Annotated in this window: 23 protein-coding genes; 13 read left to right on the top strand and 10 right to left on the bottom strand. The window is 71.3% G+C overall.

The window, feature by feature from the left end; all coding sequences use genetic code 11:
- Nucleotides 1-233: 233 nt before the first annotated feature.
- The 5 genes from IH09_RS04925 to IH09_RS04905 are packed head-to-tail and all read left to right on the top strand — an operon-like array spanning nucleotide 234 to nucleotide 5,596.
- Nucleotides 234-1,298, top strand: coding sequence for a YbiU family protein (locus IH09_RS04925; RefSeq protein ID WP_052854366.1), 1,065 nt, complete (start codon nucleotides 234-236; stop codon nucleotides 1,296-1,298).
- Nucleotides 1,280-2,611 carry a DUF6271 family protein gene (locus IH09_RS04920; protein WP_052854364.1) on the top strand — a complete coding sequence of 444 codons (1,332 nt, stop codon included), beginning with the start codon at nucleotides 1,280-1,282 and terminating at the stop codon, nucleotides 2,609-2,611. Before IH09_RS04925 ends, IH09_RS04920 begins: the two co-directional genes overlap by 19 nt.
- The gene (locus IH09_RS04915) at nucleotides 2,608-3,855 is read left to right on the top strand and encodes a type III PLP-dependent enzyme (RefSeq protein WP_052854362.1); all 1,248 of its coding nucleotides are present in this window, start codon (nucleotides 2,608-2,610) and stop codon (nucleotides 3,853-3,855) included. Before IH09_RS04920 ends, IH09_RS04915 begins: the two co-directional genes overlap by 4 nt.
- Entirely contained in the window at nucleotides 3,852-4,421 is a 570-nt protein-coding gene (locus IH09_RS04910; RefSeq protein ID WP_052854360.1) for a GNAT family N-acetyltransferase, read from the top strand. Before IH09_RS04915 ends, IH09_RS04910 begins: the two co-directional genes overlap by 4 nt.
- On the top strand, nucleotides 4,421-5,596 hold the full coding sequence (locus IH09_RS04905; RefSeq protein ID WP_190233205.1) for an MFS transporter: 1,176 nt from the start codon (nucleotides 4,421-4,423) through the stop codon (nucleotides 5,594-5,596). The genes IH09_RS04910 and IH09_RS04905 overlap by 1 nt, the downstream gene beginning before the upstream one ends.
- A 114-nt stretch (nucleotides 5,597-5,710) precedes the next feature.
- On the opposite strand, the gene IH09_RS04900 is transcribed toward IH09_RS04905, so the two are convergent.
- The 7 genes from IH09_RS04900 to IH09_RS04870 form a co-directional block, all read right to left on the bottom strand.
- Nucleotides 5,711-6,718, bottom strand: coding sequence for a HEAT repeat domain-containing protein (locus tag IH09_RS04900; protein ID WP_052854358.1), 1,008 nt, complete (start codon nucleotides 6,716-6,718; stop codon nucleotides 5,711-5,713).
- A 3-nt stretch (nucleotides 6,719-6,721) separates the two neighbouring features.
- A complete protein-coding gene (locus tag IH09_RS04895) occupies nucleotides 6,722-7,393 on the bottom strand; it encodes a HEAT repeat domain-containing protein (RefSeq protein ID WP_052854356.1) in 672 nt (223 codons plus the stop codon).
- Between the two features lie 238 nt (nucleotides 7,394-7,631).
- Entirely contained in the window at nucleotides 7,632-9,632 is a 2,001-nt protein-coding gene (locus IH09_RS04890) for a beta-N-acetylhexosaminidase family protein (RefSeq protein WP_110952067.1), read from the bottom strand.
- Nucleotides 9,629-9,937, bottom strand: coding sequence for a hypothetical protein (locus IH09_RS04885; protein WP_244933824.1), 309 nt, complete (start codon nucleotides 9,935-9,937; stop codon nucleotides 9,629-9,631). Before IH09_RS04885 ends, IH09_RS04890 begins: the two co-directional genes overlap by 4 nt.
- Nucleotides 9,938-10,337: 400 nt before the next feature.
- Nucleotides 10,338-11,219 (bottom strand): ABC transporter substrate-binding protein, encoded by an 882-nt coding sequence (locus tag IH09_RS04880; RefSeq protein WP_052854354.1) that lies wholly within the window; start codon nucleotides 11,217-11,219, stop codon nucleotides 10,338-10,340.
- A gap of 156 nt (nucleotides 11,220-11,375) precedes the next feature.
- Nucleotides 11,376-12,134, bottom strand: a complete 759-nt coding sequence (locus tag IH09_RS04875; RefSeq protein ID WP_052854353.1) for an SDR family NAD(P)-dependent oxidoreductase — start codon at nucleotides 12,132-12,134, stop codon at nucleotides 11,376-11,378.
- Entirely contained in the window at nucleotides 12,131-12,436 is a 306-nt protein-coding gene (locus tag IH09_RS04870; protein WP_143682008.1) for a hypothetical protein, read from the bottom strand. The genes IH09_RS04875 and IH09_RS04870 overlap by 4 nt, the downstream gene beginning before the upstream one ends.
- A 484-nt stretch (nucleotides 12,437-12,920) precedes the next feature.
- Between IH09_RS04870 and IH09_RS04865 the strand changes: the two genes are divergently transcribed.
- The 6 genes from IH09_RS04865 (at nucleotide 12,921) to IH09_RS04840 (ending at nucleotide 17,465) form a co-directional block, all read left to right on the top strand.
- On the top strand, nucleotides 12,921-13,745 hold the full coding sequence (locus tag IH09_RS04865; RefSeq protein WP_052854349.1) for a HipA family kinase: 825 nt from the start codon (nucleotides 12,921-12,923) through the stop codon (nucleotides 13,743-13,745).
- The gene (locus IH09_RS04860) at nucleotides 13,742-14,137 is read left to right on the top strand and encodes a DUF3037 domain-containing protein (RefSeq protein WP_052854347.1); all 396 of its coding nucleotides are present in this window, start codon (nucleotides 13,742-13,744) and stop codon (nucleotides 14,135-14,137) included. The genes IH09_RS04865 and IH09_RS04860 overlap by 4 nt, the downstream gene beginning before the upstream one ends.
- Before the next feature lie 267 nt (nucleotides 14,138-14,404).
- Nucleotides 14,405-15,166 carry a 3-oxoacyl-ACP reductase FabG gene (gene fabG, locus IH09_RS04855; protein ID WP_052854345.1) on the top strand — a complete coding sequence of 254 codons (762 nt, stop codon included), beginning with the start codon at nucleotides 14,405-14,407 and terminating at the stop codon, nucleotides 15,164-15,166.
- Nucleotides 15,167-15,195: 29 nt separating this feature from the next.
- Nucleotides 15,196-15,966, top strand: coding sequence for an SDR family oxidoreductase (locus tag IH09_RS04850; RefSeq protein ID WP_052854343.1), 771 nt, complete (start codon nucleotides 15,196-15,198; stop codon nucleotides 15,964-15,966).
- Nucleotides 15,967-16,142: 176 nt separating this feature from the next.
- Nucleotides 16,143-16,820, top strand: a complete 678-nt coding sequence (locus tag IH09_RS04845) for a uracil-DNA glycosylase (RefSeq protein WP_052854341.1) — start codon at nucleotides 16,143-16,145, stop codon at nucleotides 16,818-16,820.
- Between the two features lie 102 nt (nucleotides 16,821-16,922).
- Nucleotides 16,923-17,465: a hypothetical protein gene (locus tag IH09_RS04840; RefSeq protein WP_052854339.1), complete on the top strand. Its 543-nt coding sequence runs from the start codon at nucleotides 16,923-16,925 to the stop codon at nucleotides 17,463-17,465.
- On the opposite strand, the gene IH09_RS04835 is transcribed toward IH09_RS04840, so the two are convergent.
- A complete protein-coding gene (locus IH09_RS04835) occupies nucleotides 17,453-17,914 on the bottom strand; it encodes a hypothetical protein (protein WP_052854337.1) in 462 nt (153 codons plus the stop codon). The two genes, IH09_RS04840 and IH09_RS04835, sit on opposite strands and share 13 nt — an antisense overlap.
- A 157-nt stretch (nucleotides 17,915-18,071) precedes the next feature.
- The gene (locus IH09_RS04830) at nucleotides 18,072-18,683 is read right to left on the bottom strand and encodes a TetR/AcrR family transcriptional regulator (protein WP_052854335.1); all 612 of its coding nucleotides are present in this window, start codon (nucleotides 18,681-18,683) and stop codon (nucleotides 18,072-18,074) included.
- 80 nt (nucleotides 18,684-18,763) lie between these two features.
- Here IH09_RS04830 and IH09_RS04825 point away from each other — a divergent pair, with 80 nt between their 5' ends.
- Complete coding sequence (locus tag IH09_RS04825; protein ID WP_052854333.1) at nucleotides 18,764-19,999, top strand: FAD-dependent monooxygenase; 1,236 nt, start codon at nucleotides 18,764-18,766, stop codon at nucleotides 19,997-19,999.
- Entirely contained in the window at nucleotides 19,996-20,901 is a 906-nt protein-coding gene (locus tag IH09_RS04820; RefSeq protein WP_052854331.1) for a Gfo/Idh/MocA family protein, read from the top strand. The genes IH09_RS04825 and IH09_RS04820 overlap by 4 nt, the downstream gene beginning before the upstream one ends.
- Here the strand turns inward: IH09_RS04820 and lnt are convergent.
- Nucleotides 20,873-22,402 (bottom strand): apolipoprotein N-acyltransferase, encoded by a 1,530-nt coding sequence (gene lnt / locus IH09_RS04815; protein WP_052854329.1) that lies wholly within the window; start codon nucleotides 22,400-22,402, stop codon nucleotides 20,873-20,875. The genes IH09_RS04820 and lnt overlap by 29 nt on opposite strands.
- Between the last annotated feature and the right edge of the window lie 128 nt (nucleotides 22,403-22,530).

Here is a 22,530-nt window from a genome sequence, read left to right as displayed (position 1 = left end):
GACTTCTGCCGCTGCACGCGTCAACGTCCGCGCCGGTGAACGGCGTCGGCCGCGCCGCGCGCCGCCGCGGCATGGGCGCCGACGGCCGTACCGAGGCCGTTCTCGACGCCGACCGCGTATACGACCGCGTATACGACTGCGTATGCCCCACCCACCCGGCGATTCCCGGTACGCGAACAGTCCGGGAGCGATCTGCTCGGGCATACGGAAAATTCGAGCTCTGGAGCGACTGCATGCCGACATCTGAACGCCATCTGTCCCGAGCCCCTTCGGACGTGCCCTATTTCAGCTCGGACGGTGACACCTATCTCGCGCAGACACCGCTGCGGGACCTCCGGAAATCACGGCGGCTTCGCGTGCTGTCCGAGGAGGACTTCGCTTTCTGGCAAACCTACGGTTACGTCGTGGTGAAGCAGGCGATACCCGCCTCGGCGGCGAAGCGCCTGCTGGAGTTCGCCTGGGACTTCCAGGGGCTCGATCCGGCGCGGCCGGACACGTGGTACGAGGACCGCGAGTTCCGGTCGGATCTGGACCGGGAACTGCATATCTACGGGTTCGTCGAGGCGTACCACCACCAACTCCTCTGGGACAGCCGGCAGGCACAGCGGGTCTACGACGCATTCGTCGATGTCTGGGACTGCGAAGAACTCTGGGTGACCCTGGACCGGCTCAACCTGAACCCGCCCAACATCAAGAACCGCGACCGCGCCCTCATTCCGGCCACGGAGCGCGGGTTCGACATCGAGCTCCACTGGGATATCGACACCTCGCTCGGTGTGCTGCCGCAGCGGGTTCAGGGGATCATCGCGCTGAATGCCACCTCGCCGGAGCACGGCGGCTTCCAGTGCGCGCCCGAGCTGTTCCGTCAGTTCGACCGGTGGAAGGCCCTTCAGCCGGCGGACCGGGACCCGATCCGGCCCACGTTCGACCGGGCGGAGATGCCCGTGGTCCGGCCGGAACTCCAGGCCGGCGACCTGCTGATCTGGAATGGCGCGCTGGCGCACGGTGTGGCGCCCAACACCTCGGAGAACGGGGTGCGGGCCGTCCAGTACCTCTCCATGATGCCCGCGCTGGAATCGCATGAGGAACTGCGGCGCTCCCGGGTCGAGTCCTGGCGCCGGCTCAGTACACCGGACTGGAACAGGACGCTGCTCGGTGACGCCAGGCGGCATGAATCCCTGAGGTACGGCACCGCCGCGCTGAACGGCCTGGGTGCCAGACTGCTGGGCCTCGAACCGTGGCGCGGGCGGGAAAGCGAAGAGTCGACCGGGGAACGGGTATGCGCAAAATCTGCCTGACGCTGCCCACCAACCGGGAATGCGCCGCGACGATAGCGGCCGTCAACGAGGAGGCCGTGTACGCGGCCGAGCATTTCGATGTCGAGGTCCATCTGCTGATCCTGGACTCCTCCGACGCATCCGCGTTCGCCGGGCACACGCGAACCGTCCGGGAATTGCCCAGGGTGCCGGGGGTGGTCGTGCACCATCTCGGCGAAACGGAGCAGCGGGACTTTCTGCAACGGGTCATCCACCGCGCCGACGTCATGAAGCCCGAACTGGTGCTTGATCTCATGCTCCCGGCCGATGTCTCCTACGGCGCCTGCACCAATCGTGCGTTCCTGATCGGTGGAGCGCTCGGCTGCCATTCCATCCACCGCAGGGATTCGGACAGCCGCTACCAGGTCGTGAACGGCGCGCCCGTCTTTCCCATCCATCATGAGCTCGGATCGCTCGGAAAACGCGCGAGCGACGCGGTGCACGGCGTATCCGAGACCACGCTGGATCCGCGGCACGCGGACAAACCGGTGACGATGGCGGGCAGTTCCTTCGTGGGCGAGCTTTCCGTGGACATCGGCGAGATCTATCAGCTCGACCCGGACGTCTATACCGACATGGTCGGCCTCTGGGCGCCCGCCGACTGGTCCGACGAGGAGAAGAAGCAGCTCGTCGACGAGTCCTTCCGGGGAGCCGGCTCCGATTCGTTCACCCGGGACCATTCGATCCTGACCCTCGTCGATCCCCTGCGGGTGGACATGTGCAACATCAGCTTCCATCAGGTGCACGAACGTGTGCCGCTGCCGCCCGCGACCAACACCATCGGCAGCGACTACTTCCTCATGCACCTCGTCCACGACGCCGCGCTGCCCGGTGTGCTGCACAACCGCAACATCGAGAATTTCTACACCGGGGAGCGCAGAACCGGTCCGGGATTCCTGGCGTACCAGATGCGGTTCGTGAAGTTCTTCCTCTCCATGCTCTACTTCAATTTCCTCTACGACAGGATGGCGCAGGCCGGCGAGTCACTGCTCGACGACCGGTATCAGGTGCGCGCCTCCGTGGTTGCCGAGCTGGTCCGGGAAAGCACCCGGCTGGACCGGGCGGAGAACGTCCGGCGGCTGGATGTCCTCGATGTCTCCTACCGGAAACTGGGCGGCAGGTATGCCGAGTTCGCCGATCTCCTGGCGTCGCGTCGCGAGCGGCTGCTCGACGAGGCCCGGCATGACATGGAGGACTTCGCCCTGCTCATCGAGGTGTGGGAAGCGATGATGAGCGCGAGCGGAGCCACCGGCCTTCACCACATCCCGAGGCAGCGAGGCTGCGACCGTCGATGACGTACGAGAACACGTCCATGTTCGCCGCGCTGGCGGCCGCCGCCGAGGACCGGATCATCTTCGATCTCGCCGGAATCGAGGACTCCTACGACACCCTGCTGAGGGAGCTGCCGGGATTATCCGTCCGCTTCGCGATGAAAGCCTGCCCGGTGGACGAGGTGCTCTCCTGTCTGGCGGACAAGGGCGCCGGGTTCGACGCGGCGAGCCCCCACGAGATCGCGCAGGCGCTCCGGACCGGAGTGCCGGTCGAGAGAATCCACTACGGCAATACCATCAAGTCCGACCGGCACATCATCGAGGCATATCGCCTCGGCATCCGGGATTTCGCGACCGACAGCCTGGAGGACGTGACGGCGATCGCCCGCCACGCCCCCGGTGCCCGGGTGTTCTGCCGGCTGGCCACCGAGGGGGACGGGGCGCTCTGGGGACTCGGCAACAAATTCGGCTGCTCGCCCGCGGACGCGGTGCGCGTGCTGGAAACGGCCCGCGAAACGGGGCTGACACCGTCGGGGCTTTCCGTGCACGTCGGTTCGCAGCAGATGACGGCCGAAGCCTGGCGCAGTGCCGTCGAACGCCTCGCGGACGTTCTCGAAGTCCTGGACCGGCGAGGGATATCCCTGGATCACGTCAATCTCGGCGGTGGCCTGCCGGCTCTCGGCTATCTCGACAAACGGGGCAGACCGCTGGACCCGCCGACGGACAAGATATTCGCCGTGATCCGCGAGGGCATGCAGCAGCTCAGGGAGATACCCGGGCACCAGCTGGACTTCATCGTGGAACCGGGGCGCTATCTCGTCGCCGACCACGGTGCCATCCGGACGCATGTCTCCCGGCTCTCCGCGCGGCAGAAACTGAACGGTGAACGTCAGTACTGGCTGTACCTGAGCTGCGGAAAGTTCAACGGCCTGTATGAGATGGACGAGTTGCAGTACCGGCTCGTCTTTCCCTCGCACCCGGATGCCGCATCGGTGCCGGCCGTGGTCGCAGGCCCCACCTGCGACAGCGACGACGCCTATGCGCATGAGCACGGTCTCGTCCAGGTGCCCCGAGCGGCCGCTTCGGGAGATCCGGTCTGGGTGCTCTCCTGCGGCGCCTACGCCACCAGCTATATGACCCAGGGCTTCAACGGCTTCACCCCGCTTCCGTACACCTGCGTACCGGGCGAGGGCGGTGGGCCACCCGGCCCGCGGCACCAGGTTCCGCCACCCGGTGCCGGCACTTCCCGGGAAGGCACCCGTAAATGAGCCACGATGTGCGTATACGGCATATCTCCGACGGCGACTGGGGCGGCATCGTCGCGCTGGAATCCCGTACCTATGCCGCCCTCGGGCTGTCGGAGGAACGGGCCGCGCTGGAGTCCCGAGTTCACGCGTCGCCGTCCACCTGCTTCGTGCTGGAACTCGGGCAGCAGTTGGCGGGTTACCTGTTGGCCCTGCCCTATCCGGCGTTCCGGTATCCGGATCTGACCCGGACGGAAGAGACCGTCTTTCCCTCGCGCAATCTGCATCTGCACGATCTCGTCATCGCGGAGAACCTCCGCGGCAGGGGGCTGGCGCAGCATCTCCTGTACCAGGTCACGGCGACGGCGGGCGCACAGGGATATGAGCAGATCTCCCTGGTCGCCGTCGCCGGCAGCGCGGCCTTCTGGGCGGCGAACGGATTCATCGCCCATGACGAGGCCGTGCCCGCGGAGAGCTACGGCGCGAACGCCGTGTACATGTTCCGGCCGGTGCGGACCGGCCGGGCCGGGAATCCGGAGCCGGCCGGCATGGTGCCGAGCGGTTCCTCATCGCAATGCGAAGTGGGCTGATGCATGTGTTCCGCGTTCACGATCCGTTCCGCAGAGCACAGTTGGCGATTGCCGCCCTGTTCTGTTCTCTCGGTTTCCAGTACGCCACCTGGGCGTCGCGAATTCCCGCGCTCAAGACGGACCTCGGCCTCACCGCGGGGGAAGTGGGGCTGCTGCTGATGGCCGCCGGTGTGGGTGCGGCGGTGTCCTTCCCGCTGGTGGCGTTGCTGATGAAACGGCTGGGCTCCCGGCGCCTGGCGTTCGCGTCGGCGCTCTGCCTGGCCGTACTGCTCCTCGCCCTGGCCGCGGCCCCGAACTATCCGACCGCGCTGGTGATCATGTGCGTGGACGGAATCCTGGTGGGGTGCCTGAATGTCGCCATGAATGCCCAGGGAGCCGCGCTCGAAGTCAAGTACCGGCGAAACGCCATGGCGAAACTGCACGCGACGTTCAGCGGCGGGTCCCTGTGCGCCGCGGTCCTCGCGTCGGCCATGAACACGGTGACCTCGACCGTGGCCGTGCATTTCGGCGTGGCGGCCGTTCTCCTTCTGCTGCTGGTCGCCTCTGCCGGACCGGGACTGCTGACGGAGGACCAGCCGGCCGCGGAAAAGGAGAAGAAGAGCCGCCGCGGCTGGACCATGCCGTCCCGTATGACGTTGTGGATGTGCTGCGCCATGGCGTTCGGCACCGTGACCGAAGGCGCCATGAACGACTGGTCGGCCCTCTATCTGAAAGATATCGCCAAGGCATCGGTGGAACTGGCGCCCATGGGCATCGCCGTCGTCTCGGGAATGATGGTATTGGCCCGCCTTTTCGCCGACGGCTGGCGCAGCCGCTGGGGCGACGGGCGCATCGTCCTGGTCGGCAGCGCACTGGCCGGCGCGGGGCTGGCGCTCGCCCTGCTGAGCGGCGGCGTGGTACCGGCCCTGATCGGGTTCGCCTGCGTCGGGCTGGGCATCGCCGCCGTGACCCCCTGCGTCTATGTGGCCGCGGCGGGACAGGGCTCGGACGCGCTGACCCTGGTCGCCGCCATGGGCACAACGGGCCTGCTGGCCGGACCGCCGGTCATCGGCTTCATAGCGAACGCCGGCAGCCTGGTGTGGGGTCTGGGAGCCGTCGCCGCCTCCGCGCTCGTCGTGGCCCTGTGCAGCACCCGCATCCGTTGGACGAGCCCGCGAACGGCGGACATCTCATGAGCCACACCCGACGCCCCCGGGTGGACGCCCCACCATTCGCTGGGACGTCCATCCGTGGGCCTGTCGGCGCTGACCAGCAACAACTGGCCCCGTACACAGCACCTCAGGAGAGATTCACTGTCGTGCGTCGCGCAGCGTGAGAACGTATGTCGCGGTGAGCGCGACGGCACGGTCTTCGTCATGTGACAGATCCGCGAGGGCACGTGACGTCGTGAGCCCCGGGATGTCCGCGAGCGCCTGTGCCAGCCGTCGACGTGCAGGCGCGCCAAGGGTGCCGCGGGCGAGGCAGTCGACGAGCCCGGTGGCGATCTGATCCGCCCACGCGGGATCACTCGCCAGCGTGCTCAACGCATCGGCTGCGTCGGCATCGTTCCTCTCCTCGACGATCATGTCGATGAGCGTCGGGACCGCGTCCGCCACTCCACGCGCCCCGAGCGCCAGAGCCGCGTACCCGCGGACCACGATGTCGGGGTGGGCGAGGGCGTCCCGCAGCAGTGCGGTCGCCGCACCGTTCGGAATCTCGGCGATGGACCGGACAGCACGTTTCCGTACCTCGGCCGCGGGTGAGCCGAGGCCCTCCGCCAGCAGTGCCGGCCCGTCCTCGCCCGTCTGCGCCAGAGCCCACCGAAGGGCTCCGGCGACGTGCGGGTCCGGCTCGCTCAGCACGGCCTCGACCAGTGCTTCGACCGGCACGGGAACGTCCTCGACCGCGGACAGGGCCGCGCGCTGCCGCGCCCCCGCGCTCTTCGACCCCAACGCCTGGAGGAGCGTGACGATCTGGAGGACCTCCTCCCAGCCCGCGGGCTCCGCGGCACCGATCCGGCGGAGTCGCGTGAGCAGCTCCGTCTCCGCCGCGATGCGGTCTCGCGTCTGGCGGATGAGGCCGTCGACGAGCTCCGCGGGCGCGAAGCCGGGGTCATCGAGCGCGCGCCCGACGTCGCGCAGCGACAGCCCCAATGACCGAAGGCTCTCGATGTGGAAGATGCGCCGGATGTCCTCGCCGGAGTACTCCCGATAGCCGGAATCGGTGCGACCCGTTGGCCGCACCAGGCCGAGCGATTCGTAATGCCTGAGCATGCGGGCGCTGACCCCGGACCGTCGCGCGACATCACCGATCAACAATGCCTACCGCTCCTTCTGGCCGGCCCTGCCGAGGGCGACGATGCGCTTCGCCTCCTCGATCGCGAACTCGAATCCGGCATCCGGGTCGCGCCACAGCCGTTCCGTGGCGATCGCGTGCGTGCGCACACGAGGGTCGGGATCCGCCGTCGCGGCGCCCACCGTCGGCAGCATCGCCTCCCCGAGCGCGATCAGCGCCCGGCTGAGGCTGAGCTGCGTCGCACGTTCGCCGCGCCCGAGCTGTGTCGCCAACACTACGGCCAACTCGTGCTCCGCACCCTCGGGCACGAGCACGACCGCTGCCCGCCAGGCGCTCCGGGCCACCTCGTCGTCGGCGTCGGACACCAGCGCCGGTGTGATCGCCGGCCACGCTCGCCGATCCCCGATCTTGGACAGCGTGTGCAACGCCTGGCTCCGTGCCTGCGCACGCTCCGAGCGGACTTCGTCGAGCAGCACCGGGAGCGTCATCGATGCCGCGTGGCGGGTGAGTGCCCAGGTCAGCATTTCGCGCACGGAGAACTCGGGCTCGATCGCGCAGCGCTCGATGAGCTTGCCGATGAACGCCGGCTCCGGGGCCGTACCGACCGCCAGCGCCGCCTGCAGCCGGACCGACGAGCTGTCGTTCTCCAGCCCCTGCAGAGCTCGCATCGTGTTCGTGTCCTCTTTCGGCACGGTCATCGGGACCACCTCCTTGACACAGTGAAGACCTTGTCACTGTGTCAAGGTCAAGCAGCGGCCCGCGCGGCCCTGCCCCGGACGCCGAAGACCTTCCGGCGCGGGCGCAGGACACCCGTCCGTACCGGCTCCGGCGGCGGCACCCACGTCTGCGGGAGCGCCCCGGCTCGGGGCCGGTGGACGGCGCGACGGTCGGCAGCCCGCGCCGCGCGGGGAGCGGGGCGGCGAACTCCCCGGTGTTTCAGGTGAGTTGGGGGGCGCGCTGGATGAAGGTGTCGAGGACGCCGTCGGCGATCTTGATTGTGCCCTGCGGTCTGGTGGCACCGGGGAGGGTGCGGATTGCGGATGCCTGGCGTGCGACGTCGGCGGCGGCGGTGAAGGAGCGGGTCGCTTGGGTGCTGCGGCCGCTGCTGCGGAGTTCGAGCGCTTTGCAAGTGTGCCGGAGCGCTTGGGCCCACAGCGTGAGGGCATCCAGCCAGGGCTTGGCCTCGGTGACGAAGCCGGGGTCGGTGACTCCTTGGCGGATCCGGCCGGGGGCCTGCGCGAGCGCATCGACCTGTGCCCGCAGGGCGGCGACCGCTCGGTCCTTCCTGCCCGCTCGCCAGGAGCGTTCGACGGCGTCGAGCCGGGCTTTGAGAGCCGGGGCGGGTGGCTGCCACGGGGCGTCCGACCAACTGGGCGCCAGATGCTGGGTGTCGAGGAACACCAGCAGGGCCCGGGTGGTCTGCTGGTTGCCCCCGGTGAGATACGCGGCGGCCGCGCGCCAGGAATCGGCGGGCCGGTAGGCGCGGGGGTTCCATGCGTAGTCGGCGCCGGTGAATTCGGCGATCTTGCTGGCCGATGCCTGGTTCATCGGGTTCAGGGCGAGGCCGCCGAGGTGCTCGCCGAGCTCGGGGGTGCGCTTGTCGTAGGGAGCGAGCAGGAGGCGTCCTGCGGCGCGGTCGTAGTCATTGGTGGGGTAGTTGTCCCACAGCAGCACGTCGTGGCCCCACACATCGGCCGCCCGGCGTGCCTGGCCGCTGGTGATGGAGGTGGGTACCACGTCGGCGCCGGTCCACCACACCTTCACCCGGCTGTCCAGGGTGCGGCGCAGTGTCTTCTTGTAAGGGGAGTCCGCGAGGTCGCTGTACTGGGTGGGGACGAACTGCAGTGGCCGTACGCCGGGATGGCGGTCGGCGAACTCGCGCTGGACGCGGTTGGTCAGGTCGCTCTGGGCGGCGGCGGCAGCCTGTTCGGAGACGGTGCCGTAGCGGGCCAGGTCCGCGGCGCTGTTCCACACGGGGAGGGGGTGGACGTCGTCGAAGGCGAGGGCGAAGTCCTTGATCCCGAGGTCGTACAGGAACCGGAGTTTGCCGGTCAGGGCCTTGCGGTCACCGGCATCGTTGTAGCCGATGGACTTGCCCGGGGAGAGGACGTACGTGAAGCGCACATGATGGGCGGCCGCGTGGCGGGCGAGCTCGGCCAGCTCCCGTGCCTGGCGGGCGGGATACGGATCGCGCCAGCGATCCCGTTCGTACGGATCGTCCTTGGGCGCGTAGAGGTAGGTGTTGAGCTTGACGGAACCGAAGAACGCGATCTGGTCCATGCGTTCCTGGTGGGTCCAGGGTTTGCCGTAGAAGCCCTCCACGACACCACGCAGGGGCATCGCGGGATGGTCGACGACCGTGGCACCCGCGATCCGGCGGTCACCGGCCAGTTGGGCAAAGGTCTGGGCGGCGTAGAAGACGCCGTCATCGTCGGCCCCGGCCAGCAGGACCGCGGTGCGGCCGCCGAGGCTGCCGGCGGTGATCTGGTAACCCTCCGGTGGCAAGGGCCCGGCGGTGAAGGCTCTGCTGCGCTGGAGCATGCCGGCCATGGGCGGGGCCGCGGCGTTGCCGAGGACGACGGTCAGCGGGCGGGGGGAGCGCGGGGCCGACCCGGCGGGGCTGACGCGGACGTCGGCGGCGCCCGCGCGTCGCAGCGCCCGGCCGACGATATCCGCACAGCGGGGGTCCGCCCCTTCAGCGGTGAGGACGTCCACCAGGCGGGGCACGGGCAGGTCCGGGCCGGTACGGCGCATTTGCTGCGGGGTCGGTGACACCGTCGGCAGAGCCTTGCCGGCAACCGCCTCCAGAGCGATCGACGGAGCCTTGGGAGTGCGGGGGACGGAACGGCCGGCGGAGCCTGGTGCGTCCCCGGGCGCACAGCCGGAGAGCAGCAGGCCCGCGCCGAGAAACGTGGTGACGATCCTGCGGCTGATCATCGGCGCGCCCCCCTGTTGCAGGCGCCGAGAAGTGCCCAGGCCGCCAGGAGCAGCAGCAGGAACCAGCTGCTGGGGACGAGGAGGAACAGCGAGGTGGCGATGGCCGACAGCGGGTCGCCCAGGGGCAGGACGAGCCAGTACGTGGCGGCGCTGGTGACCGTCAGGCCCAGGGCGGCGACAGGCCATACCAGGACCCCTGCCATTTTGGCGCGCACGCTCCATCCACGGGCCGGTATCCACAGGGCCAGGCCGAGCAGCCAGCCGACGACGGGCAGCAGGAATCCCCCGAAGACCAGTAGCAGCACGGCAGTTGTCTGCCGGGATGAGCAACCACGGAAACGGTTGCCGGAACACGCGGACGGCGGGGTGCCGCCGCCCGTGGCCGGTACCGGTTCGAAGGGGCCGGAGGCGGGGTCAGGAGAGGTGTGCATGAACTTCCCTCGGGATCGAGCATTCGGCGGTTCGCCCGTGGCCAAGGGCACTCGGAGGCCCTCAAGGACGACGATTCAACTAATTGACGCCCAAAGTGGAGTAAACAGTTCCACTCATTTTGACCGGCTGACCTTGACCGGCTGGCCTTGCCCGGTTCGGCCGATGCAGTCCGGGGAGCAGGTGCAACGGCCGAGGGCGACGCGGTCGAGTGGATCCACCGGCAGTCCGGCGCGACCCGGCTGCTGCCCCGACTGACCGCGGGCAAAAGGGCCCTCAGCGAGGACAGGTGGCCGCGGTGCGGTAGAACTCGGCTGCGGTGACGGTGGCGGGGACGCCGAGTTCGGCGGCTACTGCGGTGATCGCGGTGGCGCCGATGCCGAGGTCGGCCTGGCCGTCGGTGGTGAAATACGGTGCGATGAACGCCTCGTAGTGGGCTCGGGCTTCGTCTGCGGTGTGCCGGCCGAGGAACGTCCGGATGTGCCGCACCGCGGTCCCGGAATCGTTGTGGATCACCTGTAGGGCGCGCCGGTGGGCTCGTACGACGGCCTGGACCGCGGGGTCGTCCGGGCGGATGTGAGTGGGGTCGACGGCCACGCCTACGGTGGGGATCCGGAAGTGGTCGCCGACCCAGGCCAGCACCCGCCAGCCGTGCTCGGCGGCTATCGCCTCCGGTGCCATGGTGCTGCCGACCAGTGCGGCGTCGATCCCGCCGTCGTGCAGCCGGCGCAGGTCCATGCCGTAGTCGCCGGGCGGGCGGACGACGGTGTGGATGTCGCGGTCCGGATCGAGGCCGGCCTGGCGCAGCACGATCCGGGCGAAGCACCCGGGTGCGGTGTGGGCGGCGTGTACCGCCAGCCGTCGGCCGGTCAGGTCGGCCAGGGTGGTCGGGCCGGGGCGGGCGAGGAACCAGAACAGCGGGTGGTGGGTGTTGACATGGAGCGCGACCCAGGGGATGCCGTTGGCGAGTCGGGACTGCAGCGCCCGGCCGAGCCCGATGGTGGCGCCGTGGCGCAGCCGCTCCTCGTCCCAGGAACAGCCATCGCGCAGTGCGACGTGGACGCCCTCGTCGGCGTAGTAGCCCTGCTGGTCGGCGATATAGGCGACCAGTTCCTCATGCAGGCCCCGCCCGACGTAGGCGAGATCGATCGTATACATGAACGTGTTCCTTGATCGTGTCACCGCTGTGCGCCGGCCCGTGCCGCGGGCTCGGCCGCTGACGCTCATGGTGCCCATGTGACGGTGCGCCGGATGTGGTCCGGCCGTCGGCCGGGCCGGGACGGCAGGGCCCCGTGTGCGCAGGGCGGCGGGGCGTCAGTACATGGACATCCCGCCGTTGACCGCGGCCGTGGTACCGGTCATGAAGGCGTTGTCCTCGCCGGCGTAGAAGGCGACGGCTTGGGCGACGTCGTCCGGGTGCGCCAGGCGGCCCAGGGGAGTAGCGGCCACTTGCCGTCGCTTGTGCTCCGCGTCGAACACGTCCGCCGCCATGCGGGTGTCGTCCACCGGGCCGGGCTCGACGACGTTGACCGTGATGCCCCGCGGGCCCAGTTCCTGGGCGAGGTACCGGGCGAACTGCGTCAGTGCGGCCTTGGCCGTGCCCAGGGCGATCATGCCTTCCCGGGGCCGGCGGCTGAGACCGGTACCGAGATAGACGATGCGTCCCCGGCCCGTTTCGGCCATGGCGGGCAGGACGGCTTTGGTGACCGCGAACGCCGCACGCATCTCGTCGTCGAGCTTGCCGCCCAGTTCTTCCCACGTCATCTCCTGGAAGGGCTTGACCGCATACGGGGTGAGCGCGTTGTGCACCAGCACGTCGATACCGCCCCATGCCGCCCGGACCTGCTCGACCATGCTCGCGACCGCCGTCGCCTCGCGCACATCGGCCTGCACGGCCATGGCCTGACCACCTGCGGCCTCGATGCCGGCCACGACCTCCGCGGCCGCCTCGGCGCTGTGCAGGTAGTTGACCACCACGCGCAGCCCTCGTGTGGCCAGCAGGCGCGCGGTGGCCGCTCCGATTCCGCTGCTGGCCCCGGTCACCAATGCCACCCTGTCGGTTGCCCCGGTCATGGGACCACCTCCTGTTTGTCATCGCGGGCCGTAGGGATGACCGCCCGGAGCTGTTCATCGTCGATACCGGGACGTGCTGGGCGAATCGCCCCGTGGAGCACGGCGTCGACGGTCGCGCGCACCAGATCGGCCACGGTGCGGTTGAGTTCATGCGCCAACGGCGAGGTGAGCGGCCGCTCCAACGCGCCGCGGGTGATCTCACCGAGCAGCTCAGGCGGCGCCGGCAGCTCTCTCCGCCGGTGCCCGTCCCGGAACAGCTCGCCGAGCCGCTGGCAGACCGCCGGATCCACGCGCTGCGCCACGTACTGGCGCGGTATCGCATCCGCAGTGCCGCGCCCCGCCGCGAGCCGGGCCGCGCTGATCCGCGAACGCCCTCGCGGGGCAGGCCCAGGCTGACCTGGACCATGTCTTCACCGTACGCCCGGCACCACAGAGCGGCTTGCCAGGAACCCCGTGCACGCGAAGCCCGTGCGGGTGGCCCGAGGCGCCGCAATTCCGCCGTGCACCGAGGGAGCGGAACCCCGGCAGTGGCCGGCGGCCCCGAAAGACCGCTCGGCTCGGGCACTCCTCGCCGGCGATCACCCTCGGTTACTATGCACACTTCATGCCGGAGGCCGGAAGCAACGGGCGAACGGCCATCGACGGACTACCGGGAGGCGGGGAAGTCCGCATGCCGGTCGGAACTCCCCAGATTCTCCCCAGGGCCGTTGAGGGACGATTCTCGCTGCTGCTCCCCTCCGAGTTCGGTCGTGGACTGCAAGGCTGAAGAGACAGGCTGTCTGGGAAATGCTGAAAGAGGTCATCGCGACCCGCTATGTCACGCCCTTGCGTGAGGGCGGATCGCTCCCGGGGATCGTCGAGGCCGACGATCTCGGGACATATGTCATGAAGTTCACGGGTGCGGGACAGGGTCGTAAGACGCTGGTCGCCGAGATCATCTGCGGGGAGCTGGGCCGTCGGCTCGGCCTGCGGGTGCCCGATCTGGTCCGGATACAGCTCGACCCGGTGATCGGTCTGAGCGAGCCCGACCAGGAGGTGCAGCAGCTCCTGAGGGCGAGCGGCGGACTGAACCTGGGGATGGACTACCTCCCCGGGTCGCTCGGTTTCGACCCGCTCGCGTTCGAGGTGGGGGCGTGTGAGGCGGGCCGTGTGGTGTGGTTCGACGCGCTGATCAACAACGTCGACCGGTCCTGGCGCAACCCCAACCTGCTGGTCTGGCACGGTGAACTGTGGCTGATCGACCACGGCGCCACGATGATCTGGCACCACAACTGGCCCAGCGCGGAGAAGGCCGTTGCCAAGCCCTACGACGCCTCCGACCATGTGCTGGCCGGTTTCGGCCCGGACATCGCCGCGGCCGCCGCCGAGTTGGCGCCGCGGATCACCGAGGAGTTGCTGACCGCGATCGCGGCCGATGTCCCGGACGAATGGCTGGCCGACGAGCCCGGCTTCGACTCCCCGGACGCGTTGCGCCGGGTGTACGTGACCACGCTGCTGGCCCGTGCCCGGACGATCGGTGACCACATCACCCTCGGCGAGCGCAGCAAGGACAAGCCCTCGCAGGCACCGGAGTGGCTGGCGGGCAAGCCGCCGCGGAGGACAGTGAAATGAGCGGTCTGCACAACGGGCGCGATGTCTTCGAGTACGCGGTGCTGAAGGTCGTGCCGCGCGTCGAACGCGGCGAGATGATCAATGCCGGGGTGGTCGTGTACTGCCACGCGAAGGGCTTCGTCGAGGCCCGGACGTATCTGGACGAGGCCCGGCTGCTGGCGCTGGACCCCACGGTGGACGTCGGCGGTGTACGGGCCGCACTCGGCGCCGTCGAGGGCATCTGCCATGGCGGCGAACAGGCCGGGCAGGCGGCGGGGGACGACGCGGGGCGCCGCTTCCGCTGGCTGATCGCGCCGCGCAGCACGATCGTCCAGCCGGGTCCGGTGCACACCGGACTGACGGCCGACCCCACCGCCGAGGCCGAGCGGCTGCTGGAGCTGCTGGTGCGCTGAGGCCGGTGCGGCGGATGCGGCGGGTGAACGGCCCGGCGGCGGTGCCCGGTGGACGTACCGGGGCGCCGGCGCCGGGCCGTGCGGCGGGATCGCCCCACGGCCGGGCTCGCACCGCGGATGAGGTGGGCGTTGGTGCGGCGAAGGGGCGTTGACAGTCGGTGGCCGGGCTTCTAGCGTCAGCCCTGCTGAAGATACTAAGCGGTTGCTCACCTGCGAGGCCGGTGCGGCGGACCGCTTGTCGAGGTTTCGAGGGTGAGGAGAACCCGCATGTCCACCACCGAGCAGCGCGTCGCCATCGTGACGGGCGCGGCCCGTGGCATCGGCGCGGCCACCGCCGTCCGCCTGGCCGCCGAAGGACGCGCCGTCGCCGTACTCGACCTTGACGAGGCGGCCTGCGCGGACACCGTCGAGAAGATCACCGCGGCCGGCGGCAAGGCCCTCGCCGTCGGCTGCGACGTCTCGGACGCGGCGCAGGTGGAGGCGGCGGTCGCCCGGGTCGCGGCCGAGCTCGGCGCGCCGACCGTACTCGTCAACAACGCGGGCGTGCTCCGCGACAACCTGCTGTTCAAGATGAGCGACACCGACTGGGACACGGTCATGAACGTGCACCTGCGGGGCGCGTTCCTGATGTCGCGGGCCTGCCAGAAGCACATGGTGGACGCCAAGTTCGGGCGGATCGTCAACCTCTCCTCCAGCTCCGCGCTCGGCAACCGCGGCCAGGCCAACTACGCGGCGGCCAAGGCCGGACTCCAGGGCTTCACCAAGACCCTCGCCATCGAGCTCGGCAAGTTCGGCGTCACGGCCAACGCGGTGGCCCCCGGTTTCATCGTCACCGACATGACGGCCGCCACCGCCGAACGCGTCGGCATGGGCTTCGAGGAGTTCCAGGCCGCGGCCGCCACCCAGATCCCGGTGCAGCGCGTCGGCCGCCCCGAGGACATCGCCAACGCCATCGCCTTCTTCACCGGCGAGGCGGCCGGTTTCGTCTCCGGCCAGGTCATGTACGTCGCCGGCGGCCCGCTCAACTGACCGCCCCACCGACCTCAGGAGTACACGACATGACCGAGCAGCACAGCGCGCTCCCCGCCCCCTCCGGCAGGACGGCGCTGATCACGGGCGCCAGCCGGGGCATCGGCTACGGCATCGCCCAGGCGCTGGTCGCGCGCGGCGACCGGGTCTGCATCACCGGCCGCAACGAGGACGCCCTCAAGGAGGCCGTCGACCGGCTCGGCGCGGACCGGGTGATCGGCGTCGCGGGCAAGGCGCACGACGAGGCCCACCAGGCGGTCGCCGTCCAGCGCGCGATGGAGGAGTTCGGCCGCGTCGACTACCTCGTGAACAACGCCGGTACGAACCCGGTGTTCGGCCCGCTCGCCGATCTCGACCTCAATGTCGTGCGCAAGGTCTACGAGACCAACGTGATCTCGGCACTCGGCTTCGCGCAGCGCACCTGGCACGCCTGGCAGAAGGAGAACGGCGGGGCGATCGTCAACATCGCCTCGATCGCCGGCCTCAACGCCTCGCCCTTCGTCGCCGCGTACGGCATGAGCAAGGCCGCGATGGTCAACCTGTCGCTGCAGCTGGCGCATGAGTTCGCGCCGGTGGTGCGGGTCAACGCCATCGCCCCCGGCGTGGTGAAGACCAAGTTCGCCGCCGCGCTGTTCGAGAACCGTGAGGAGGAGGCGGCGGCCGGCTACCCCATGGGGCGGCTCGGCGTCCCGGAGGACATCGGCGGGGCCGCGGCCTTCCTGCTGTCCGACGGCGCGGGCTGGATCACCGGCCAGACGCTGGTCGTCGACGGCGGGCTGTTCCTCAACGCCGGCGTCTGACCACCGCGCCCGACGGCGGGGCCGGTCCGGTTCCGCCCGGTCCGGTCCCGGCCGCGCCGCGCGGGCCGGGAGCCCGCCCTCCGGTGCCGTGCTCCCGGCCCGCGGACGGCATTGTCAGTGGTCGCCGGTAGGTTCGGAGAACGAGAACGGAACGTACACCGGAGGTTGTTGACGTGATGGCCGACATGCTGCCCGAGTCCTGGCGCGGGGTCCTCGGCGAGGAGCTGGCGAAGCCCTATGTCAAGGAGCTGGTCGACTTCGTCGAGCAGGAGCGGGCCCGGGGCCCGGTCTACCCGCCCCGTGAGGAGGTCTTCGCGGCGCTGGAGGCGACCCCCTACGACCAGGTGAAGGTGCTGATCCTCGGCCAGGACCCCTATCACGGCGCGGGCCAGGGGCACGGTCTGTGCTTCTCGGTGCGGCCCGGCGTGCGGACACCGCCGTCGCTGCGGAACATCTACAAGGAGATGAAGGACGAGCTGGGCCTGCCGGTTCCGGACAACGGCTATCTGATGCCCTGGGCCCGCCAGGGCGTGCTGCTGCTGAACGCCGTGCTGACGGTCCGCGAGGGCGAGGCCAATTCGCACAAGGGCAAGGGGTGGGAGAAGGTCACCGACGCGGTGATCCGCGCGGTGGCCGCCCGGCCCGACCCGGCGGTCTTCGTCCTGTGGGGGAACTACGCCAAGAAGAAGCTGCCGCTGATCGACGAGGAGCGGCATACCGTGGTGCAGGGCGCGCACCCGTCCCCGCTGTCGGCGAAGAAGTTCTTCGGGTCCCGCCCCTTCACCCAGATCAACGAGGCGGTCGCCGCGCAGGGGCACACCCCGATCGACTGGCGCATCCCGGACCTCGGCTGAGCCATGCGGTCCCGCGCGTCGCGCACGGCGCGCGGTGCCTCTCCCCGGCGGTTAGCGTCGGGGAGAGCAGCGGGGGCGGCGAGCGAAGGCGGTGCACAGGCGATGGCGGAGACACAGCGGGCCCAGGCGCCCGAGGGCGGTGTCCCGACCCGGATAGCCCAGGCGATCATGCTGCACCGCGCCGGGGACCGGGAGGAGGCGCGCAACCGTCTCGCGCTGCTGTGGGACGAGATCGGGCCCGGGGGAGACGCTCTCCACCGCTGCACCCTCGCCCACTACCTGGCCGACACCCAGGACGACCCCTGGGACGAACTCGACTGGGACCTCAGGGCCTTGGAGGTGGCCGAGGGCTTCGTCGCGGAGCGGGCCGGGAGCACCGCCGGGCCCCTCGGGGAAGCGCGCGACGCCGGGGAGCCGGGCCGCCGTCACCCCGTCGTCGCCCTGCGCGCGTTCTTCCCCGCCCTGCATCTCAGCCTCGCGGCCGACTACGCCGCACTCGGCCGGCCGGCCGAGGCCCGCGCCCAGCTGCTGCGGGCACGGGCCTCGGTCGGCGCCCTCGCCGACGACGCGGAGCGCCGGGGGTTCGGCGAGGCAATCGACCGGCTGGCGCTGCGGATCGACGGGGCCGCGGGTCAGTCGTCGTAGAACGCGCCGCAGAGCCGCTGCTGCGCACTGCCCTGCCGCCAGTGCCCGTACGCCCGGCCCAGTGCGCAGACGTCCGTACCGGACGGGCCGGCGGGCAGGCCCCCGATGCGCGGGATGCGGAGCGGGCCGTGGTGGTGCGCCGGGCCCGGATCCCGGTGGCTGTGTCCGGCCGGTGCCGGGTGGCCGCCCTGGGCACCGGACCTCCGGTGCTGCCCGCCGCCATCCGGCCGGGAAGATCCCGGATCCGTGCGGTCGTGGCCCGGCGACGGCGGGGGCGCCGCGGTGGCCCGGTCGCCGCCGGGGGACCGGGCGGCGGGACCCAGCGGCTCCACGGAAGGGGCGGGCGGTGCGGGACGGGGCGTGGCCTCGACGGCCGGCGGAGTGGCGACGGTCATACAGCCGGTGGCGGTCGCCGCGGCCATCACCGCCAGGACCGTGAATGTGGGCAATCTGTGCACCTCCGCAACTTTTCCGGCCGTATATGTCTTTGGGAAGGCCCCGCAGGGGTGACCGGCGCGTCGCGGACGGGACGCCCCGGCAGGACGGCGCGCCGCGCGGACGGCGGTCGATCACCGACGCTGGTGCGGGCGGGCCGCCGGCCCCGGGTCAGCGGCCGAGCATGCCGTCGAGCAGTTCCGCGCAGGAGGTGCGGAGCGCGTCGTGGGTGGGGAGCGCGGCGTGGAACTGGCCCGCGGTGCAGGAGAACAGCACCCCGTCGCACCAGGCGACCAGGCTGAGCGCATGGCGCTCGGGCTCGGCGGAGCCGGCCGCCGAGAGCATCGCGGTCACCGGCTCCCGGAAGCGCCGGCCGGCCCGGTCGTAGACCGCCCGCAGTTCGGGGCGGCGGGTGGCCTCCAGCGCGAGCTCGTAACGGGCGACGAGGAGTTGGCGGTGCCCGGACAGATAGCGGTGCAGGGCCCGCGCGAGCGCGTCGGCGACCGCGGCCGTGGTGGCGCCGGCGGCCGGCTGTGCGATGCCGCCCGCGGCACCCGGCACCGTGTGCGGGGTGAGCACCGCGGCCTCGCGCTCGGCCAGCCGCCGTACCGCGCTCTCCAGCAGGGCCGCGCGGGTGCGCGCGAGGTTCGAGGTGGAGCCCTGCGGCAGTCCGGCCGCCTCGTCGACGGCCCGGTGGGTCAGCCCTCGCATCCCGCGCTCGGCGAGCAGGGTCAGGGCCGTATCGGCGATCAGTTCATGGCGGGGCGCGTTGCGGGCGTTCATGGCAGGGAGCCTAACGCGCCGACTACAGATGTAGTACTCTGTCACTACAGATGTAGTTAACGAGAGGGGCGGGTGGCGGTATGCGGCACCGGACGGCGATCGTGATCGGCGGCGGCATAGGCGGGCTCACCGCGGCGGTGGCACTGGAATGTCGCGGCTGGGAGGTCACCGTCCTGGAGCGGGCCGCCGCGCTGGAGCCGGTGGGTGCGGGCATCGGCCTCGCCCCCAACGCCCAGCGCGCCCTGGACGCCATCGGCGCGGGCGACGCCGTCCGCGCGGGGGCCGCCCGGCAGGCCGCCGGCGAAATCCGCCTCCCCGGCGGCCGCCGGCTGGCCCGTACGGACAATGCCGCGGCCGTCCGGCGCTTCGGCGGCCCGGTCCTCGTCGTGCACCGCGCCGAACTCGTCGGCCTCCTCGCCGCCCGGCTGCCCGCGGGCGCCGTCCGCACCGACGCCGCGGCCGAACTCGTCGACATGGGGGAAACGGGCGCGGCCGGCCGGCCGGCGCGGGTGCGGCTCGCGGACGGCGAGGAGCTGTCCGCGGACCTCGTCGTGGCCGCCGACGGCATCCACTCCGCCGTCCGCCGCACGCTCTTCCCCGGCCACCCCGGACCCCGCTACGCCGGATTCACCACCTGGCGCCTGGTCGTCCCCGCGCCCGACCGCCCGTTCGTGGCGCACGAGACCTGGGGCCGGGGCGGCCTGTGGGGCTCCCTGCCGTTGCACGACGGGCGCGTCTACGCGTATGCCACCGCGGCCGTACCGCCGGCGGGGCGGGCCGTCGATGACGAACGGGCCGAACTGCTGCGCCGCTTCGGCCACTGGCACCATCCCGTCCCCGCCCTCCTCGCCGCCGCCGGCCCGACGGCCGTGCTCCGCAACGACGTGTACACCGCGGCCGCCCCGCCGCCCGCCTTCCACCGGGGCCGGGTCGCGCTGCTCGGCGACGCCGTCCACCCGATGACCCCCAACCTCGGCCAGGGCGGGTGCCAGGCCATCGAGGACGCCGTCGTCCTCGCCCACGAGGCCGCGCCGGACGCCGATCCGGCCGCCGCGCTCGCCGCCTACACCCGGCAGCGGCTGCCGCGCACCATGGAGGTGGTGCGCCGGGCCGAGCGGATCGGGCGGTTCACCACCTGGCGGTCCCGGCCGGCCTGCGCGCTGCGCACCGCCGTGCTGGCCACGCACGCCCGCCTCACGCCCGATCTCGCCCTGCGCACCCTGGACGGCATCGCCGACTGGCGCCCGCCGGCCGCCACGTATGCTTCCGGCACGCGGGGCACCCGGACCGCGGCACAACGCGAGGAGCACAGGTGAAGGTCGGCTGCATCGGACTCGGCGACATCGCCCGGAAGGCGTATCTCCCCGTACTGGGCGCACAGCCCGGTGTGGAGCTGCATCTCCAGACCCGCACCCCGGCCACCCTCCACCAGGTCGGCGACGCCCATCGGCTGGCCGCCCGGCGGCGCCACACCGACCTGGACTCCCTGCTCTCCGCGGGCCTGGACGCGGCCTTCGTGCACGCGCCGACCGCAGTCCACCCCGAGATCGTGACCCGGCTCATCGAGTCCGGTGTGCCCACCTATGTCGACAAACCGATCTCCTACCGGCTCGCGGAGACCGAGCGCATCGTGCGGCTCGCCGAGGACCGCGGGGTGGGGCTGACCGTCGGCTTCAACCGCCGCTTCGCGCCCGGCTACGCCCAGTGCCTGGACCACGCCCGCGAACTGATCCTCATGCAGAAGAACCGCGTCGGCCTCCCCGAGGACCCCCGCACCCTGGTGCTGGACGACTTCATCCATGTCGTGGACACGCTCCGCTTCCTGGCCCCCGGCGAGATCGAGCACATCGACGTACGCGCCAGGGTCCGCGACGGACTGATGCAGCATGTCGTGCTCCAGCTCTCCGGCGACGGCTTCACCGCCATCGGCACCATGAACCGGGTCAGCGGTTCCACGGAGGAGATCCTCGACGTCTCCGGCCAGGACACCAGGCGCCAGATCGTCAACCTCGCCGATGTCATCGACCACCAGGGGCAGCCGACTCTGCGCCGCCGCGGCGACTGGGTGCCGGTCGCCCGCCAGCGCGGTATCGAGCAGATCGTGCTCGCGTTCCTGGACGCCGTCCGGGCGGGCGAGCAGCCGTCCGCCCGGGACGCGCTGCGCACCCACGAACTGTGCGAACGCGTGGTCACCGACGCGCTCGCGCAGACCGGCTGACCGCCCGCAGCCCCGCCCACCCGACGTACGCGGCGAGGGCCGCCGCCGCGCCGTACACCGGCCAGTCGCCGAAGCGGGTGTACGGACTGGTGCCCTCGGCCAGCGGCAGATCGTAGACGGCCGTCGCGCTGCTGCCGGTGCCCAGCCGGCCGCCGACCGGTTCGCCCCGCGGGCCGTACGCCGCGCTGATGCCGGTGAGGGTGGCGTGCACCATCGGCCGCCAGGTCTCCGCGGCCCGCAGCGCGGCCAGTGAGGCGTGCTGGGCCGGCGCCCAGCTGTGCTGGAACGTCGAGGTCGAGGACTGCGCGACCAGCACCCGCGCCCCGTCCTGCGCCAGCCGGCGGCTCATGTCCGGGAACGCCGTCTCGAAACAGATCAGCGGGCCGATGCGCAGTCCGCCGGCCGTGGCGATCGGCATCAGCACCTGATGGGTACCGCGCCTGCGGTCGACCGGGGCGGCCTTGCCCACCCGGGTCGCCCAGCCCAGCACGGAGCGGAACGGGACGTACTCGCCGAAGGGCACCAGCCGCATCTTGGCGTAGCGGTCACCGGTCGGCCCGTGCGGACCGATCAGTACCGCGGTCTTGTAGATGCCCGCCCCGTGCCTGGCCGGTGCGTCCGCATTGACCAGCAGCTCCGCGCCCGTCTCGCGGGACAGCGCGGCGAGGCGGGCGGCGAGCGCCGGATGCTCCGCCGGGTCCTGGCCGAGGCTGCTCTCGCCCCAGACGACGAGCCGCACCCCGCGCCCCGCCAGGGTGCGCGTCAGCGCCTCGCCGCGGGCCAGCCGGGCCGCGGGGCCGTCGATGATGCCGGGCTGGACCACCGCCATCCGTACCGTGCCCGCGGGCCGGGGGACCGGCGCCCAGAACCAGACGACGGTGGCGGCCACGGCGCACACCAGCAGTCCGCCGACGGCCGGCCGCCGCACCGCGGGACGGGCGATCAGCTCGGTCAGCGCGGTGTTCACCGCCACGATCAGCAGACTCAGCAGCCACACCCCGCCGATCGAGGCCAGCCGCAGGGCGGGCGGCACCTGCCACTGACTGGCGCCCAGCAGCCCCCACGGGCCGCCCAAGTACTGCCAGGACCGGACCAGTTCGACCATCAGCCAGCCGGACGGCACCAGTACCAGCGCGGCGGCGAGGCGCCTCGCACCGGGCGCACCGCCCAGCAGCGCGCGCACCAGCAGCCCCCACGGCGCCCACAGCGCACCGAGCAGCAGGGCCAGCACCAGGATGAAGACATGCAGGCTCGGCAGCAGCCAGTGGTGGACCGCCAGCATGAAGCCGGTGCCGCCCAGCCAGCCGTCCAGTGCCGCCCGCCGGTTCGTCGGCGCCGAGCGCACCAGCAGCAGCCACGGGACGAGCGCGCCGTACGCCAGCCACCACCAGGACGGCGCGGGAAAGGTGAGTACGGGGAGCGCACCGGCCAGCGCCGCGGCCGGTCCCCGCGACCAGGGGGAGTCCAGCAGGCGTGCCCAGTGGCCGAACGGTCCGCGCATACCGTCTTCCCTCCTGCCGGTTGCCGCTGCTCACTGTTCAGTTTCCGTTGGCCGGACGGCCGGTGGGCGAGGCCGGGCCGGTCGGCGGAAGGGGGTTGGGCCGACTGCTCCGCCGGGGCGCGGCGGTG

The organism is Streptomyces celluloflavus (assembly GCA_000720995.1).
Classification (GTDB): Bacteria; Actinomycetota; Actinomycetes; order Streptomycetales; family Streptomycetaceae; genus Streptomyces; species Streptomyces celluloflavus.
Note: the sequence above shows the minus strand (reverse complement) of the source record. Positions and strands in the feature narration are given on the sequence as shown.